Annotated in this window: 15 protein-coding genes; 4 read left to right on the forward strand and 11 right to left on the reverse strand. The window is 72.2% G+C overall.

All coding sequences use genetic code 11. The annotated features are described in order from the left end of the window. Nucleotides 1–5: 5 nt before the first annotated feature. From pcaH to ACQY0Z_RS28180, 4 genes are read right to left on the reverse strand one after another with little or no spacing between them, the layout of a single operon-like run. A complete protein-coding gene (gene pcaH, locus ACQY0Z_RS28165) occupies nt 6–779 on the reverse strand; it encodes a protocatechuate 3,4-dioxygenase subunit beta (protein ID WP_189903058.1) in 774 nt (257 codons plus the stop codon). 19 nt (nt 780–798) lie between these two features. Then, entirely contained in the window at nt 799–2,001 is a 1,203-nt protein-coding gene (locus tag ACQY0Z_RS28170; RefSeq protein WP_254586906.1) for a thiolase family protein, read from the reverse strand. Nucleotides 2,002–2,003: 2 nt separating this feature from the next. Beyond that, complete coding sequence (locus tag ACQY0Z_RS28175) at nt 2,004–2,672, reverse strand: CoA transferase subunit B (protein ID WP_254586889.1); 669 nt, start codon at nt 2,670–2,672, stop codon at nt 2,004–2,006. Then, the gene (locus ACQY0Z_RS28180; protein ID WP_161108811.1) at nt 2,672–3,454 is read right to left on the reverse strand and encodes a 3-oxoacid CoA-transferase subunit A; all 783 of its coding nucleotides are present in this window, start codon (nt 3,452–3,454) and stop codon (nt 2,672–2,674) included. Before ACQY0Z_RS28180 ends, ACQY0Z_RS28175 begins: the two co-directional genes overlap by 1 nt. Before the next feature lie 248 nt (nt 3,455–3,702). Between ACQY0Z_RS28180 and ACQY0Z_RS28185 the strand changes: the two genes are divergently transcribed. Continuing rightward, nucleotides 3,703–4,167 (forward strand): MarR family winged helix-turn-helix transcriptional regulator, encoded by a 465-nt coding sequence (locus ACQY0Z_RS28185; RefSeq protein ID WP_189903064.1) that lies wholly within the window; start codon nt 3,703–3,705, stop codon nt 4,165–4,167. Between the two features lie 7 nt (nt 4,168–4,174). Here ACQY0Z_RS28185 and ACQY0Z_RS28190 read toward each other — a convergent pair whose 3' ends face one another. The 6 genes from ACQY0Z_RS28190 to ACQY0Z_RS28215 all read right to left on the reverse strand — a co-directional run bounded on the left by ACQY0Z_RS28190 (nt 4,175) and on the right by ACQY0Z_RS28215 (nt 10,904). After that, nucleotides 4,175–5,341, reverse strand: coding sequence for an MFS transporter (locus tag ACQY0Z_RS28190; protein ID WP_439813023.1), 1,167 nt, complete (start codon nt 5,339–5,341; stop codon nt 4,175–4,177). 165 nt (nt 5,342–5,506) lie between these two features. After that, entirely contained in the window at nt 5,507–6,946 is a 1,440-nt protein-coding gene (locus ACQY0Z_RS28195; protein WP_439813024.1) for an MFS transporter, read from the reverse strand. 151 nt (nt 6,947–7,097) lie between these two features. Then, on the reverse strand, nt 7,098–8,111 hold the full coding sequence (locus tag ACQY0Z_RS28200; protein WP_189903070.1) for a 2Fe-2S iron-sulfur cluster-binding protein: 1,014 nt from the start codon (nt 8,109–8,111) through the stop codon (nt 7,098–7,100). Next, nucleotides 8,108–9,151 carry a PdxA family dehydrogenase gene (locus ACQY0Z_RS28205; protein ID WP_254586318.1) on the reverse strand — a complete coding sequence of 348 codons (1,044 nt, stop codon included), beginning with the start codon at nt 9,149–9,151 and terminating at the stop codon, nt 8,108–8,110. The genes ACQY0Z_RS28200 and ACQY0Z_RS28205 overlap by 4 nt, the downstream gene beginning before the upstream one ends. Further along, the gene (locus ACQY0Z_RS28210) at nt 9,148–9,624 is read right to left on the reverse strand and encodes an aromatic-ring-hydroxylating dioxygenase subunit beta (RefSeq protein ID WP_198427680.1); all 477 of its coding nucleotides are present in this window, start codon (nt 9,622–9,624) and stop codon (nt 9,148–9,150) included. Before ACQY0Z_RS28210 ends, ACQY0Z_RS28205 begins: the two co-directional genes overlap by 4 nt. Further along, nucleotides 9,621–10,904, reverse strand: a complete 1,284-nt coding sequence (locus ACQY0Z_RS28215; RefSeq protein WP_254586316.1) for an aromatic ring-hydroxylating dioxygenase subunit alpha — start codon at nt 10,902–10,904, stop codon at nt 9,621–9,623. The genes ACQY0Z_RS28210 and ACQY0Z_RS28215 overlap by 4 nt, the downstream gene beginning before the upstream one ends. Before the next feature lie 210 nt (nt 10,905–11,114). On the opposite strand from ACQY0Z_RS28215, the gene ACQY0Z_RS28220 reads away from it, so the two are divergent. Further along, nucleotides 11,115–11,849 carry an IclR family transcriptional regulator domain-containing protein gene (locus ACQY0Z_RS28220; protein WP_189903074.1) on the forward strand — a complete coding sequence of 245 codons (735 nt, stop codon included), beginning with the start codon at nt 11,115–11,117 and terminating at the stop codon, nt 11,847–11,849. 830 nt (nt 11,850–12,679) lie between these two features. Here the strand turns inward: ACQY0Z_RS28220 and ACQY0Z_RS28225 are convergent. Beyond that, on the reverse strand, nt 12,680–13,435 hold the full coding sequence (locus ACQY0Z_RS28225) for an IclR family transcriptional regulator (protein WP_254586315.1): 756 nt from the start codon (nt 13,433–13,435) through the stop codon (nt 12,680–12,682). A gap of 106 nt (nt 13,436–13,541) precedes the next feature. Between ACQY0Z_RS28225 and ACQY0Z_RS28230 the strand changes: the two genes are divergently transcribed. Continuing rightward, nucleotides 13,542–14,726: a zinc-dependent alcohol dehydrogenase gene (locus ACQY0Z_RS28230; protein WP_254586314.1), complete on the forward strand. Its 1,185-nt coding sequence runs from the start codon at nt 13,542–13,544 to the stop codon at nt 14,724–14,726. 24 nt (nt 14,727–14,750) lie between these two features. After that, nucleotides 14,751–16,037, forward strand: a complete 1,287-nt coding sequence (locus ACQY0Z_RS28235) for a Rieske 2Fe-2S domain-containing protein (protein WP_439813025.1) — start codon at nt 14,751–14,753, stop codon at nt 16,035–16,037. The last annotated feature ends 31 nt before the right edge of the window (nt 16,038–16,068 follow it).

Consider the following 16,068-nt stretch of genomic DNA (forward strand, 5'->3'; position numbering starts at 1 on the left):
GCGGGTCAGCGCCCCTCTTCCATCCAGGTGGCCCGGGGGCCGTCGAGCACGATGTCCCAGTGGTACCCCATGGAGAACTCCGGCACCGACAGGCTGTGGTCGTACGTCGCGACCAGCCGCTGCCGCGCGGCGTCGTCCGTCACCGACTGGATGATCGGGTCGTACGGGAAGAGGGGGTCGCTGGGGAAGTACATCTGCGTCACCAGCCGCTGGGTGAACGCTGTGCCGAAGACGGAGAAGTGGATGTGGGCGGGCCGCCAGGCGTTGAGGTGCTGGCGCCAGGGGTAGGGGCCCGGCTGGATCGTGGTGAAGTGGTAGCGGCCCTCGTCGTCGCTGAGGGTGCGGCCCACCCCGGTGAAGTTCGGGTCGAGCGGCGCGTCGTGCTGTTCCCGCTGGTGCGCGTAGCGGCCCGCCGAGTTGGCCTGCCATATCTCGATGAGCTGGCCGCGGACCGGACGCCCGTCGCGGTCGAGGAGCCGGCCCGAGACGGTGATGCGCTCGCCGATCGGCTCCCCGGCGTGCTGCCGGGTGAGGTCGTTGTCGATCTCGGTGATGTCCCGCTCGCCGAAGGCGGGGGAGTGCAGCTCCACCGCCTCCGGGTCCTTGCTCAGGTCGACGGCGACGAGCGGCCGCTTCGGGTGGCGCAGCAGCGAGGAGCGGTAGGGCGCGTAGTCGCGGCGCGGATGGTGCTCGGCCGGGGCGCCGTCGGCGACGCGCTTCTCGTACGCGGCGTGCTCGGCCGCGATCTCCCGGTCGATGTCCTGCTGGGTGAGAGTCATGGGGATACCTGTGCGCTTCCTATCGTTCGAGGACGAGAGCGAGGCCCTGGCCGACGCCGATGCAGAGGGTGGCGACACCGGTGCCGCCGCCCTTGCGCGCCAGCTGGTGGGCGACGGTGCCGGCCAGGCGGGCGCCCGAGGCGCCGAGGGGGTGTCCGAGAGCGATGGCGCCGCCCTGCGGGTTGAGGACCGACGGGTCGAACTCCGGCCACTCGGCCACACAGCCGAGCACCTGCGCGGCGAACGCCTCGTTCAGCTCCAGCACGTCCAGATCGGCGAAGGACCTGCCCGCCTTCGCCAGCGCCCGGTTGACGGCCTCGACGGGGGCGAGCCCGAAGTAGTCGGGGTCGAGGGCGTGCACGCCGGTCGCGGAGATCCGTGCCAGCGGTTCGCGGCCGGTCGCCTTCAGCCCTTCCTCGTCGGCCAGGAGCAGGGCCGCGGCGCCGTCGTTGAGCGGTGAGGCGTTGCCCGCCGTCACCGTGCCGTTCTCCTTGCGGAAGGCCGGCCTGAGCCCGGCCATCTTCTCCAGGGAGGCGTCGGGGCGGACGCACTCGTCTGCCGCGTGGAGCACCGGGTCGCCCTTGCGCCGCGGCACGGGCACGGGAGCGAGTTCCGCGTCGAACAGCCCCTCCGCCTGCGCCGCGGCCGCCTTCCGGTGGGAGTTCAGGGCGAACTCGTCCTGCTGCTCGCGGCTGATCTTGTGCTTGTCGGCGATGAGTTCGGCCGATTCGCCGAGCGGGATCGTCCACTGCGGCGGCATCGCGGGGTTGATCATCCGCCAGCCCAGGGTGGTGGAGTACAGCTCGGTGTGCCCGGCCGGGAACGGCCTGTCGTTCTTGGGCAGGACGTACGGGGCGCGCGTCATCGACTCCACGCCGCCGGCGAGGGCGACATGGGCGTCGCCGCAGGCGATGGCGCGGGCGGCCTGGATCACGGCCTCCAGACCGGAGGCGCACAGCCGGTTGACGGTCGCACCGGGCACGGAGGTGGGCAGGCCGGCCAGCAGGGCGGCCATGCGGGCGACGTTGCGGTTCTCCTCGCCGGCGCCGTTGGCGTTGCCGAAGAAGACGTCCTCGATGCGCGCGGGGTCCAGATCGGGCGTACGTGCGAGGAGTTCGCGGAGGACATGGGCGGCCAGGTCGTCCGGGCGGACCGAGGCCAGGGCGCCGTTGTAGCGGCCGATCGGGGTGCGGACGGCATCGACGACGTAGACGTCACGCAGACTCATGACGCGATCTCCTCGGTGAGCTGCTCGAGTTCTTCCGCGACGCGGATCCGGGCGGCGGTCCTCGCGGCGATCTCCTCGACGGTGACGCCCGGTGCCGTCTCGACGAGGGTCAGCCCGTCGGGCGTCACGTCCAGCACCCCGAGATCGGTGATGATCCGGTCCACGCACGCCTTGCCCGTCAGCGGCAGCGTGCACGCGGACAGGATCTTCGGCGAACCGTCCTTCGCGGTGTGCGTCATGACGGCGACGACGGTCCGGGCGCCGTGCACCAGGTCCATGGCGCCCCCGATACCGGTGATCATCTTGCCGGGGACGGCCCAGTTCGCCAGGTCCCCCTTCTCGGAGACCTGCATGGCGCCGAGCACGGCGACGTCGATGTGCCCGCCGCGGATCATCGCGAACGACAGGGACGAGTCGAAGAAGGACGCGCCCGGCAGGACCGTGACGGTCTCCTTGCCGGCGTTGATCAGGTCCGGGTCGACCTGGTCCTCCGTCGGGTACGGACCGGTGCCCAGGATGCCGTTCTCCGACTCGAGGATCACCTCGACGCCCGGCGGGAGATGGTTGGGGATCAGCGTCGGCAGACCGATGCCCAGATTGACGTACTGGCCGTCCTTCAGCTCGCGGGCCGCGCGGGCGGCCATCTCCTCACGTGTCCAGGCCATCAGCCGTTCACCGTCCCTCGTGCCGCGGGCGCCGTGACCGTGCGCCGCTCGATCCGCTTGTCCGCCGCCTGCTCCGGGGTGAGCGCGACCACCCGCTGCACGAAGATGCCCGGCAGGTGCACCGCGTCCGGGTCGATGGCGCCGGGTTCGACGAGCTCCTCGACCTCGGCGATCGTCACGCGCCCGGCCATCGCGGCCAGCGGGTTGAAGTTGCGCGAGGACTTGGCGAACACGAGGTTGCCGTGCCGGTCGCCCTTCGCGGCCCGTACCAGGGCGAAGTCCGTGCGGATGCCGCGCTCCAGCACGTACTCGGTCCCGTCGAACGCGCGGACCTCCTTGGGCGGCGAGGCCAGCGCCACCCCGCCGTCGCCGTCGTAGCGCCACGGCAGCCCGCCGTCGGCGACCTGGGTGCCCACGCCGGCCGGGGTGTAGAAGGCGGGGATCCCCGCCCCGCCGGCGCGGAGCCGCTCGGCCAGCGTGCCCTGCGGGATCAGCTCGACCTCCAGCTCGCCGGCCAGGTACTGCCGTGCGAACTCCTTGTTGGCCCCGATGTAGGACCCGGTCACGCGGGCGATCCTGCCGGCCGCCAGCAGCACCGCGAGGCCCGAGTCCATCGCCCCGCAGTTGTTGGACACCACGCCCAGTCCGCCGACGCCGCGCTCGTACAGCGCCTGGATCAGCACGTTCGGCACGCCGCTCAGCCCGAATCCGCCGACCGCCAGCGTCGCGCCCTCCGGCACGTCCGCCACGGCCTCGGCGGCTGTCGGCACCACCTTGTTCATCGGTACAGCCTCATCTCTTGTCGCAGCAATCGTCAGTGCGCTGAGTATCTGGAATCGATCAGTGCACTGACTGTTCTGGTGAGGTTCTCGTACGCTCCCACTTCTTGGTGAGTACCGTCAAGGCCTCCGAGACAGGCTGTTCAGGGCACGGAAGTGCACCCGAAGGGGGTGTTGGGCCCGCCTGTTATCGTTCAGTGCACAGAGCGGTCCGCAGGGGACGGCACGGACACCTGATTCGAGGAGCGCAGATGGCAGCGGTGGACCTGAACTCCCACCCGGGGCACCTCGCCCGGCGGCTCCAGCAGGCGCACCACCTGCTGTGGAACACGATGGTCTCCGAGGAGATCACCTCGCCGCAGTTCGCCGTCCTCAACACGCTCGTCGCCGAACCCGGCCTCGACCAGCGCACGGTGGGGGAGCGCGTCGGACTCGACCGCTCGACCATCGCGGAGGTCGTCAGCCGCCTCATCCGGCGCGGGTACCTCGACAAGGTCCGCGACCCGCAGGACGGCCGGCGCTACCTCCTGCGCCTGACCGACGAGGGCCTGCGGGCCCACCGCAAGCTGACCGTGCGCACCGCTCGGATGAACCAGGTCTTTCTGGCACCGCTCTCCGCCGAGGAACGGACCCTGTTCTTCTCCCTCATCCAGCGCGTGACCGACGCCGCCGACGAACTCCGCTCGCCGGCGGACGATCTGGTCGCACACCCCTGACCGCCGCTCATGCCGTGCCGGGCGGCGCCGTCCCGTCGGCCGGGGTGCGACGCTCCGGACGATGGACACGACGTCCGGCGAACGCCACTCCCGCCGCCACGACGTTGGCGGCGAGCACTCCGGCCCAGGCGGACCCGTAGGAGCCGGCGGCGTCGGCGAGCAGGCCGAAGCACACCGGGCCGAGGGCGAAACCGAGATAGAGGCCGACGGCCAGCACCCCGGACGCCGAGCCCACGACCTTCAGGGGCGTCGTCCGCACCAGGGCCAGCATGATCACCACATTGGCGGCGATGCCGCTCGCCCCGAACAACGCGGCGCCGGCCCACACCAGCGCGGGCGCGTCCAGGGTGCCGGCCAGCAGGAGGCCGCCGACGGCGAGCGCGGACACGGAGGCCAGGACGGCCAGCAACGGGTACGGGTTGCGCACACGGTCCGCCGAGCGCCCCCAGGCGATACGGGCCACCAGGCCCACCCCGCCGGCCACGGCGACGGTCAGACCGGCCGCCCGCACGGGCATCTCCAGCCGTTCGAAGGCGTAGAGCGGCAGGTAGACGTTGGTGGCCTGAATCGCGGCGCCGGACGCGAGGGCGTAACCGGTGAGCCACCACACCCCGGACGGAAGGTCCGCGAGCCGGTGTCCCGCACCCCGGGAAGGGCTCGGCGGCACGGCCGGCACCGCGCTCCGCACCATGACCAGCCCCGCCACGGCGACCACCGCGGCGGCCAGGGCGGCGCCGCGCCAGCCCCACCACAGGGCGACGCTCGGCAGGAGAAGACCGGCCCCGAACTGGCTCATCTGGACGCCGGACTGCTTGACGCCCATCAGCCCGCCCCGCTGCCCCTGCGACACGTGCGCCGCGATGAGCTGGTTGGTCACGGGGTTGGACAGGGCCTGCGTCGCCCCGCTGAGCGCCACGGCCACCAGCAGCCAGCCGTACGAGGGAGCCGCCGCGACACCGACGAGAGCCAGGCACGCCCCCGTGAACAGGGCGGCGAGCACCACCCTTCCGCTCAGCCGGTCCGTGTACCGCCCCGCGAAGGGGGACACCAGCGCCGCGAGCGCGAAGGCCGTCGCGGGGAGCACCCCGAGCTGGGCCCCGCCGATGCCGAGGTCCGCGGTCACCAGGGGAGCTGTCGCGGTGAGGGCGTACAGGGCGAGTGGGCCGGCGCCCATCGAGAGCGTCAGCGTGAGACCGAAGGTCCGCGGAACCGGACGCCGGTCTCTGTCGAAGGCGGAGGTGCCCACCCGGGTGTCCCCTCTCATCGGTGGCTGGTCGGTGGACGATGTGATGACGGCGGCGCCCCGCCACCGCGTGGAGGTCAGGGCGCCGCGAGGGACTCAGACCGAGGGCCCGGGACCCACGGCCGGTCCGCCGCCGTGGCTGAGCGACGGCGCTTCCGTGTCCGGGGCCGGACCGGTCCGGTCGGCGTCCTGTCGTGAGGGGCCGTAGCGCATGCCGAGCAGCGCCACCGTGACGCCGGCGGCCAGCATCGGCACGGCCATCGCGTAGAACACGGTGCTCGGCGACCAGTTCAGGGTGAGCGCCGCTCCGACCAGGATCGGTCCGAGGATGCCGCCGACCCGTCCGACGCCCAGCGCCCAGCCGACGCCGGTGGAGCGCATCCGGGCCGGGTAGAAGACGGCCGCCAGTGCGATCAGGCTCTTCTGGCCGCCGCTGACGCAGCAGCCGGCGAAGAAGTTCGCCGTCAGCAGCACCCACAGGGGCGCGTGGAAGGCGACGCCGGTCAGGGCCAGGCAGCCGAAGCCCACCAGGTAGAGGACGGCCAGCGTGCGGTAGGGCCCCAGCCGGTCCATGGACGGGCCGGTGACGAACGCGGCGGCGATGCCGCCCACCGTGGTCAGCGTGGTGGCGGCGACGACCACGTTCATCGGGTGGCCGAGGTCGGTCATGATGCTGGGGAGCCAGCTCTGCAGGGCGTAGAACTCGGCCAGGTTGATCATGAAGACCACCCACAGCAGCACGGTGCCCCACAGCCACTTGCGGGTGAACAGGCTGCTCAGCGCGGTGCGTTCGCCGCTGTCGCTCTCCTCGACGCTGAAGACGGGTTCCTTCTGCTCGGGCAGGGACGGCGGGAGTGTGCCGTCGATCCGGCGGAAGACGGCGTAGACGCGCTCCGGGGCGGTGTTCCGCCGGATCATGAAGACCGGGGACTCGGGCAGCCAGCGGACCAGGAACGGGATCAGCAGGATGGGCGCCGCTGCCCCGACCCACAGCAGCGAACGCCAGCCGTGGTCCTCGATGAGCCATCCCGCGGCGAGCCCGGCGACGACGAAGCCGACGGAGAAGCCGCAGTAGATGGCGAGCACGAAGGTGGCCCGCAGTCGCTTCGGACTGAACTCGCCGGTGAGAGCCACGGCGCTCGGGGCGGCCGCGCCGAGCCCCATGCCGGTGACGAAGCGCAGCAGGACGAGCTCGGTGACGTTGTCCGCCCACAGGGCGGCCAGCGTGGTCAGGCCGAAGACGGCTGTGGCGGCGATGACGAGACGTTTGTGGCCGAACCGGTCCGACAGCGGGGACAGGGCCATGTAGCCGACCATCAGGCCGACCAGCGCGGCCGAGAACATCGGTCCGAGCGCGTTCTGGGACAGCCCCCACTCGTCCGCGATGTGAGGGGCCATGTAGCTGATGGCTTGGGTGTCGAAGCCGTCGATGAACATGACGAGACCGCACAGGGCGACCACCCTGAACTGGTAGGGGGTCATGCGGCGTTCGTCGACGAAGTCCGGGAGGTGCAGTCGCAGGAGTTGCTGAGACATGAGTGCCTCGATTCGGGCCGGGACGCCCGTACGGGGACGGTACGGGTGCGATGCGGGTGCGACGCGGGGGGTGGCTGGGGGGGGAAGGGGGAGGTGAACGGCGCCGCCGCCCCGCTCGGTGCGGGGGCGCGGCGCCGTTCGGCGGGGGCGGTCAGGCCACCGGTACCGCGGGCTCGCCGGACGGGACGAAGGCGTCGCAGTGGAAGCGCTCCGGGTCCAGGCCTCCGTGCTCGACGAAGTCCTTGCGGGCGGCGTCCGTCATCATCGGGCTGCCGCAGGCGTACACCTCGTGGCCGCTCAGATCCGGATGGTCCTCCAGGACCGCCCGGTGGACCCAGCCCGTACGGCCGGACCAGCCGGGCCCCGCGTCCGAGAGGACGGGCGTGAAGGAGAACCACGGCAGGCGGGCCGACCAGCCCTCGGCGAGGTCGCGCAGGTAGAGGTCCTCTTCCCTGCGCCCTCCCCAGTACAGGTGCAGCGGGCGGTCGACGCGGCGCCGGATGTGGTCCTCCACGACGGACTTCACCGGGGCGAAGCCCGTGCCGGTGGCCACGACGATCGCCGGCCGGTCGGACCCGTCGTCGACGGTGAACTCCCCGTAGGGCAGTTCGACGATGAGCTGGTCGCCCTTCGCGAGATCCGCGACGACGCCTTCCGAGAACCGGCCGCCGGGTACCACCCGGACGTGCAGGTGCACGCTGTCGTTCTGGTGCGGGGGGTTGGCCATCGAATAGTTGCGGCTGTCACCGTCCGGAAGGACAACCTTCAGGTACTGCCCTGCCGTGAACTTGGCGCGCCGGCCTGTCGGCAGCCTCAGCTGGAGGGCCACCACGTCCGCCGCGGGACGGGTGACGCGATGGACCTTCACCGTCACCGTCTGACGGACAGGGGCGCCCCGCTCGGTGATACGCCGGGGCGCGATGCCGAGGTCCGAGCAGGGGCGCGCCTGGCACAGCAGGACGCCCTCCGCCGGGCCCTCGACGGTTCCCCGCCCGCGCACCTGCGCCCGCCCCGACGTCAGCCCGCCCTCGCAGGTCGAACAGACGCCCTTACGGCACGAGTACGGGATCGCGTATCCGGCGCGTTCGGCGGCGTCGAGCACGGTCTCGTCCGGCTCGCAGGGGAAGCTGATGCCGGTGCCGGCCACATCCACCTGATGGGTCATGGGTGTTCCTTTACGGGACGAACGTGCGGGAGGGCCGGCGTCGCCGAGCCGACGAGGCGGACGGCCTGGATCACCGCCGCCGGGTCGGCGACCCCGCGCCCCGCGATGTCGAAGGCCGTGCCGTGCCCCACGCTGGAGAAGGCGATGCCTCCGCCGACGGACACGGCCGCGGCCGTACGCCCGGCGAGCAGCTTCACCGGGATGTGGCCCTGGTCGTGGTACATGGCGACGAAGGCGTCGTACCGCCCCGCGCCGGTCCGGTGGCCGAGCACGATGTCGGCGCCGACCGGGCCGTCGGCGTCGATGCCCGCGTCCCGCAGACGCTTCACGGCGGGAACGGTGATCCGCTGGTCGTCGTCGCCGAACAGCCCGTCCTCGCCCGCGTGCGGGTTGATCCCGAACACGGCGATCCTCGGCGACTCGACCCCGGTCGAGGCCAGGAAGTCCACCGCCGCCCGTCCCGCGCCCTCCACCAGCTCCGGCGTCAGCCGGGACACCGCGTCCACCAGCCGTTCGTGGAGCGTCGCGTGGACGATCCGCAGGCCTCCGCCCACCAGCATCAGGAACACCAGGTCCGGGTGTTTGCCGCTGAGCCGGGCCAGCAGGGAGGGATACCCGGAGAACGCGATGGACGCGGCCCGGATCGCCGTCTCCGAGTGGGGGCATCCGACGATGCCCCGCCCACGCCCCTCCTGGACCGCCCTGACCGCTTCGCCCAGGTAGGTCACGGTCGCCGCGCCGGCCGCCGCGTGGACCGTCCCGGGCCGGAACGCCTGCGGGTGGAGGGCCGGCACGTGGATGAGGTCCACCGTCCCCTCCCGCGGCTCGTCGGTGCCGTCCGTCTCGCGGACGGTGAGGCCGGCCCGGTCCGCGTAGTGCCGCACGACCAGGGCGTCCCCCACGAGCACGGGCCGGAGTCCGGGGTCGGGGTCGTCCGCCAGCGCCTGGCAGGCCTTCACGGCGACCTCCGGCCCGACGCCGTTGGGGTCCCCGATCGTGACGAGGATGCGGCCGGGCGGTGTCGTGTCCGAGGGGGTCACAGCGGCAGCGCCAGCAGGGTGTCGATGGTGGAGCTGTCGCAGACCACGACCCGCTCGGCGAGACGCGCCCGGTCCCCGTCGAACCGGTAACGGTCCAGGTAGCGCCCGGTGGCGAAGATGTCGGAGCTGCCGTCGCGCATGACGCGCACGACGAGGAAGCCGGTCTCGCTGCGCGCGCCCTCGTCCGACTCCTCCAGGATCGCGGGCTGGCCGAGGATGTGCCGGTAGGTGTGCGCCTCGTAGATGTTGGCCTCGAGCAGGGCGGAGACCCGGTCGCTGAGCATGCGGCGGTTGTCGGCCCAGATCACGCCGGCCTGCAGCCCCTCGCTGTGGTTCGCGGCCGTGGTGATGCGGTAGTGGCAGTCCTCCTCGAAGAACCCGGGCCAGTCCTCCATACGGCCGTCGTCGATGCAGCGGGCGTACTCGCCCTGGGCGCGGCTGATGAGCCGGAAGGCGTCCACGGTCACGGTCACTTGTCCTTCTCCTGTCGCAGGTGCATGCCTTCGCGGTACGCCTTCCAGAAGCCGCGGACGGACGCCTCGGTGACCCGGCTCTCGCTGGAAGCGGCCGACGCGCCGCCCATCTCCAGCACGGCCTCCTCGTCGGAGGCGCCGGCGATCCCGCGCTGGACGAAGCCGCCCACGCAGCCGTCCTCCATCGAGATGTAACCGGCGGGGCCGACCAGGTTGGCCTGCTTGAGCCGCACGGTGCGCTGCTCCGGGGTGTCCTCCTCGAAGCCGAGGTAGGTCCAGTTCAGCCGGGTGGACTCGACGCCGCGGGGCAGGATCTGGCGGACCGCCACGGAGTTCTGGATCTGCTGGAGGACGAAGCCCGGGAAGACGGAGAGGATCTGCAGGGTGGTGTCGTCGCCCACCTCGCTGAACCCGTCGAGGAGCGAGGGGTCGGCGAGCGAGTAGTCGCTGTCGGACCGGATGTTCTGGTCGGAGTAGCCGGCCTCCAGCTCCGCCTCGCGGTCGATGGCGGAGTAGCTGACGTGGTGGGCGCCGCTCTCGCTGACGATGATCCCGCCGCGCTGGCCGAGGCGGTTGATGCCGAACGTGGTGAAGAACAGGTGCAGGATGCTCGCGTGGTAGGAGTCCTTGACGTTCTCCATGTAGAGCTTCCAGTTGTTCGGCAGCAGCTGGGTGAAGCGGCCGAGGACGACCGGGGTGCGGCCGCCGAGCACCCGCTCGATCCGGCTGAGGATCTCGTCGCCGAGGTACTCCTCGATGTCGGGCACGTCCTCGTCGAAGCTGCCGAAGACCAGACCGTGCAGGACGGCGAGGCGTAGCTTGCGCGGGCCGTGGTCCTCCAGGCAGAAGTACTTCGGCATGCCGCCCTGGCCCTTGATGCCGTCCTTGAAGGCGACACCGGTCAGATCACCCTGGAGGCTGTAGCTCCAGGCGTGGTAGACGCAGGTGAAGTCCTTGGCGTTGCTGCCGCGGTCGTCCAGGGCGAGCAGGGCGCCGCGGTGGGCGCAGCGGTTCTCGAAGCCGTAGAGCTCGCCGTCCTCGTCGCGGCACACGATGACGGGGGTGTCCCCGACGAACGTCGTCCGGTAGTCACCGGGCTGCGGGACCTCGGCCTCCAGGCAGAGGTAGCTCCAGTAGGGGCCGCGGAACAGGTTCTGCTGCTCCTCCCGGTACACGTCCTGGCGCTGGAAGACCCAGTACGGGACGCGCGTGAGCTCCTCGGGCCACTCCGGGCGGCCCTGCTCCGTCTTCGCGGAGCTTTCGGGCAGGGTGCTCGTCAAGGTTGCTCCTTCTTCCGGTCTCATCCGGTCCGCCGCGGTCGCGGCGGACCGGGCGTGCTCGACGCGGGGTGCCATGTCCCGGGCGTTGACAGCTCCGGGATTTGTTCGTATAACGAACGCATGACCAATACGCGAACAGGTAAGCCGACTACGGGGAGTGCTGTCAAGGTTCCGGAGGGAAGTGATCCGCGTCCGCGCGCTCCGGAGGGCATGGCCGGGCTGGCCAAAGGGCTCGCTGTCATCGAGGCGTTCGGGCGCTCGCGTGCCCAGCTGACGGTCTCGGAGGCGGCCCAGGCCACGGGGCTGACGCGCGCCACCGCGCGCCGCTGTCTGCTGACGCTGACCGAGCTCGGCTATCTCGCGCACGACGGAAAGCACTTCCGCCCCACCCCGCGGATGGCGAGGCTCGGCCAGTCCTACGCGCGCACCGACCCGCTGCCCCGTCTCGCGCAGCCCCATCTGGTGTCCGCGCGCGAGGCGTTGGGGGAGTCGGTCTCGCTCGCCGTGTACGACGACGGGGCGGCGGTGTTCGTGGCCAGGGCGGAGACCGAGCGGGTCGTGTCCGCGGGCGTCCGGGTCGGCACCCGCCTCGCCGCCTGCGGCTCGGCGACCGGCAGGGTCCTGCTGGCGGCCCTGCCGGACGCGGAACTGGACGCGTACCTGGCGGACTGCCGGCCCCAGGCCCGTACGCCCAAGTCGCTCGTCGACGTCGAGGAGATCAGGCGCCAGGTACTGGCCGTCCGTGAGGGAGGCGCCGCCGTCACCGACGAGGAACTGGAACTCGGCATGCGCTCGATGGCGACGCCGGTGAGGGACGCGGAGGGCGAGATCCGGGCGGCACTGAGCGTGAGTGCCTTCACGGCACGGATCTCACTGCAGGAGATGTACGACCAGTTCCTGCCCGTACTCCGGGACCACGCGGAGAGGATCGGCCGCATGCTGTGAGGTTCGGCGTCCTGCGTCCATGCGCCCCGGCGCGCCGAGTCGGTGGTGCCGCCGTCCGGGGTCTACGGGGCGGGGTCTTGCGGTGCGTCAGCGTGCCTGTGTCTGCGGCGTGTCGCGCGGGGCGTCGGCCGCCGTGAGCGGGTTTCGCGCTCCTCGGGCGGCCCGGTGTCGGCCTGGCGGCGCTCCGGCCGGCGGCCCCGTTGCCCGGCGGCCCGGCGCGCCGAGTCGGTGGTGCCGCCGTCCGGGGTCTACGGGGCGGGGTCTTGCGGTGCGTCAGCGTGCCTGGGCTGGGCGTATCGCGGGGCGTCTGTCGTCCCGCGGGGGTCACGCGCCTCTCGGGTGGCTCGTACCGGCCCGGTGGGCGGGTTCTGCGGCGCGCGCCGGTCAGGCCGACAGGACCGCTCGACTCCGGCGGTGGCGCCGGTTGTCGGGCGTGGTCAGCCTCGGCAGGACGTGCCGGCCCAACGAGTGCGTTCGGCGTCGGCGTCGGCGGCTCGTGCCGGTCCGGTCGGTGGGAGCTGCGGTACCCCGGAGGTCCGTGTCCGTCCGGTTGGCGGGGGCCCGGCTCCGGCGGCCCGCGTCGGTCCCCTGGGCGCCGGTGGGGTTGGTCGGGGCTCAGCCCTCGGCGCCCACCGCGTCGGCTTCGGTCCACTTTGCCGGCTCGCCGTGCCGCGCGGCCCGCGCCGGCTTCCTTGGTGACGGTGGGTCGGTCCGGTCCGGGCTCAACTCCCGGCGCCTACCACGTCGGTGTCGGCCCGCCCGGCTCGCCGTGCCCCGCGACCGTCGCCGACGCCCCGCCCGGGCGGGGCCCGTGCCCCCGTGGCGCCCTCTCACGTGCTCAGCGCCTGCGAGATCCGGTCCGCCGTCTGCACCACCTGCTCGATGATCGACTCCCGCTGCTCCTCGTCGAGGCGGAACGCAGGGCACGGGGCCGACAGTGCCGCCACGATCTGCGACCCCTCCTTGACCGGGGCGGACGCCGCCCAGACGCCCTCGTCGATCTCCTCGCGGCTCACCTCCCAGCCCTGCCGTACCGCGTGGTCGATCTCGGAGAGGAACGCCTCGGGGCCGTTGACCGGGGGGAGTTCGCCGACGGCGAGGGCCTGGTCGATGTGGCGCCGGCGCTCCGCGACGGACAGGTCGCCGAGCAGCAGGCGCACGCTGGCGCCCCGCAGGGCGGGGAGCCGCTGCCCCGGCTCGAACGACAGCCGGAACGGACGCAGGCTCTCCACGCGATGGATGCACACCGGCAGTCCGTGCACCAGCCGGCTGAGAATCACCGTCTCCTGCGTGCTCTCCGACAGCTCCCGCATGAACGGCTCGGCCACGTCCACCAGCGGAGTCGCCCGCCGGGCGGCACGCCCCAGCGCCGCGACCCGCATCGTGAGGTGGTACTGCCCCCGGTCGCCCTCCTCGATCAGGCCCATGTCGCGCAGCAGCGCCACGTAACGGTGGGCCGTGGGCACGGGAATGCCCAGGTCCTCCGCCAGTTGACGGACCGTGGCCACCGGCCGCTGTTCGGTGAAGGCGAACAACAACTCCAGAGCCCTGCGCCCGCTGTCCGCGCCCGCCTTCGAGGGTGCCACCGCTCCTCCGCACTTCCGTCCATTGACGCCTGTCGTCTCCCGCCCTACTGTATCGAAATCACAGAGCGATAAGCCGTTATCGCACAGCGATAGTAAGGAGGGTGAGGTGGGCGGTTCACCACCGATTGCCCCTCATTCAGCGGCCTCCGGACACACCGACACGGCCCCGCTGCCGGAAGCGGCACGGGCGAGCGTCGCGCTGCCGGGCGCCCGCAGTGAGCTGCGGACGTTCCCGCTCCGGGCCGCCGGTCCGGGGGAAGGCTGGCTGCGGGTCACCGCGTCCGGGATCTGCGGGACCGACGTCGGCCTGTTCCACCGCGGAGTCGCCGCCGAGACGGTGCTCGGGCACCATGTCGTCGGCCGGATCGCGGCCGTGGGACCGGAGGCGGCGCACCGCTGGAAGGTCGGACCCGGGGACCGGGTCGTGGTGGAGGAGTACCTGCCCTGCGGCGAGTGCCCCCGCTGCGCGTCGGGTGCCTACCGGCTGTGCCCGCAGACCGACCTGTGGGGCGGCGGCCGGCGGATCGGCACGGTGCCGGCCGACGAGGACCCCGCGCTGTTCGGCGGCAACGCCGAGTTCATGTTCCTTCCGGAGAACGCCGTCCTGCACCGGCTGCCCGAGCGGCTGCCGGAGGAACTGGCGGCCTGGGTCCTGCCGTACGCCAACGCTGTGGACTGGGTCCTGCGGGCCGGCCGGCTGGCGGCCGGGGAGAACGTCGTCGTGCTCGGCCCCGGCTACCACGGCCTCGCCGTGACCGCCGCGGCCCGCCTGGGCGAGGCGGGCAAGGTCGTCGTCGTGGGCCTGCCCCGGGACGCCGAACGGCTGGGCATGGCCGAGGCGCTGGGCGCCACCGCGGTCACGGCCGAGGAGTCCGGGGACTGGGGCGCGGCCGTCCGGACGGCCCTGGGCGGCGGGTCCTGCGACCTCGTCGTGGACACCAGCGGCTCCGACCCGGGCGTGGTCGACGTCGCCGTGGACCTGCTGGGACACGGCGGCCGCCTGGTGCTGACCACCCCGAAGCAGCCGGCCGCCGTCCCGGCCGACTCCGCGGCGATGATCCGCCGCTGTCTGACGCTGACCGCGGTCCGCGGCCGTCCCCCGGAGGCGATCGACCGTGCCATCGCCTCCCTGGCCGACGGCACGTCGGGGCTGGAGCACGTGCCCACCGTCGACGTCCCCCTCGACGAGGCGGGCGACATGCTCACCCGGCTCGCGTCCGGCTCCGGACCGTCCTCACCGCACATCGTCGTCCGGCCCGGCCTGGGCCGCCCCGACGCCCACCCCCTCTGACCCTCGACAAGGAGAGAAACGCACATGCTGACGCCGGAACAGAACGAACGACTGGTCCGCACCGACCGCGGCACCGAGATGGGCACCCTGCTGCGCCGCTACTGGATCCCCGCGCTGCTCGCCGAGGAGATCCCGGAGCCCGACTGCCCGCCGGTGCGGGTGAAGCTGATGGGGGAGAACCTCATCGCCTTCCGCGACACCCAGGGCCGTATCGGTCTGCTCGACGAGTTCTGCAGCCACCGCACCGCGTCCCTGTTCTTCGGCCGCAACGAGGAGTGCGGTCTGCGCTGCGCCTACCACGGCTGGAAGTACGACGTCGAGGGCAACTGCGTCGACATGCCGTCCGAGCCGCCCGCCAGCCGCTTCCACGAGAAGATCAAGCAGACGGCCTACCCCTGCGTCGAGCTCGGAGGCGTCATCTGGACCTACATGGGCCCGCCGGAGCTGAAGCCCGAGCTGCCCGAGCTGGAGTGGGCCGCCCTGCCGCCCGAGAACATCTTCGTCTCCAAGCGGCTGCAGGAGTCCAACTTCATGCAGGCCATGGAGGGCGGGATCGACTCCAGCCACGTCTCCTTCGCCCACCGCTTCAACATGGACGACGACCCCATGCACGCCGGCACCCCCGGCATCGAGTACCTCAAGGCGGACACCAGGCCCAAGTTCGAGGTCATCGAGTCCGACGGCGGTCTGCTGATCGGCGCCCGCCGGGAGGCGGACGAGGAGAACTACTACTGGCGCATCACCCAGTGGATCATGCCCTGGTACACGATCATCCCGCCGTTCGGCACCCACAACCCGCTGGGCGGACACGCCTGGGTGCCCATCGACGACGAGAACTGCTGGGCCTGGAGCATCAACTACCACCCCACCCGCCCCCTGCGGGAGGACGAACTCGACGCGATGCGCCGCGGCGAGGGCATCCACGCCAAGTACCTGCCCGGCACCTACCGCACGGCGGCGAACAAGACCAACGACTACCTGATCGACCGTCAGGCCCAGAAGGAGAAGCGCAGCTTCAGCGGCGTCGAGGGCATCGCCGCCCAGGACTTCTCCCTGCAGGAGAGCATGGGCCCCATCGTCGACCGCACCAAGGAACGCCTCGGCACGTCCGACGCCGCGATCATCCTGGCCCGCCGCCGTCTCCTCGCGGCCGCCGAGACCGCCGCCAAGGACGAACCGCTGCCGGGCGACCGGGCCGAGCACCACAGGGTGCGGTCGGCCTCGGTGCTGCTGCCCCGGTCCGTCCCCTTCCAGGAAGGCGCCAAGGACGCCCTCGTCGTCCGCCCCGGCGAGGACTTCGTCTCCATCTGACCCGTCCGCGCACCCGGAAGGAGGGCTCGCC

The sequence above is a fragment of the Streptomyces sp. P9-2 genome (assembly GCF_051903975.1).
Taxonomy (GTDB): Bacteria; Actinomycetota; Actinomycetes; order Streptomycetales; family Streptomycetaceae; genus Streptomyces; species Streptomyces cellulosae.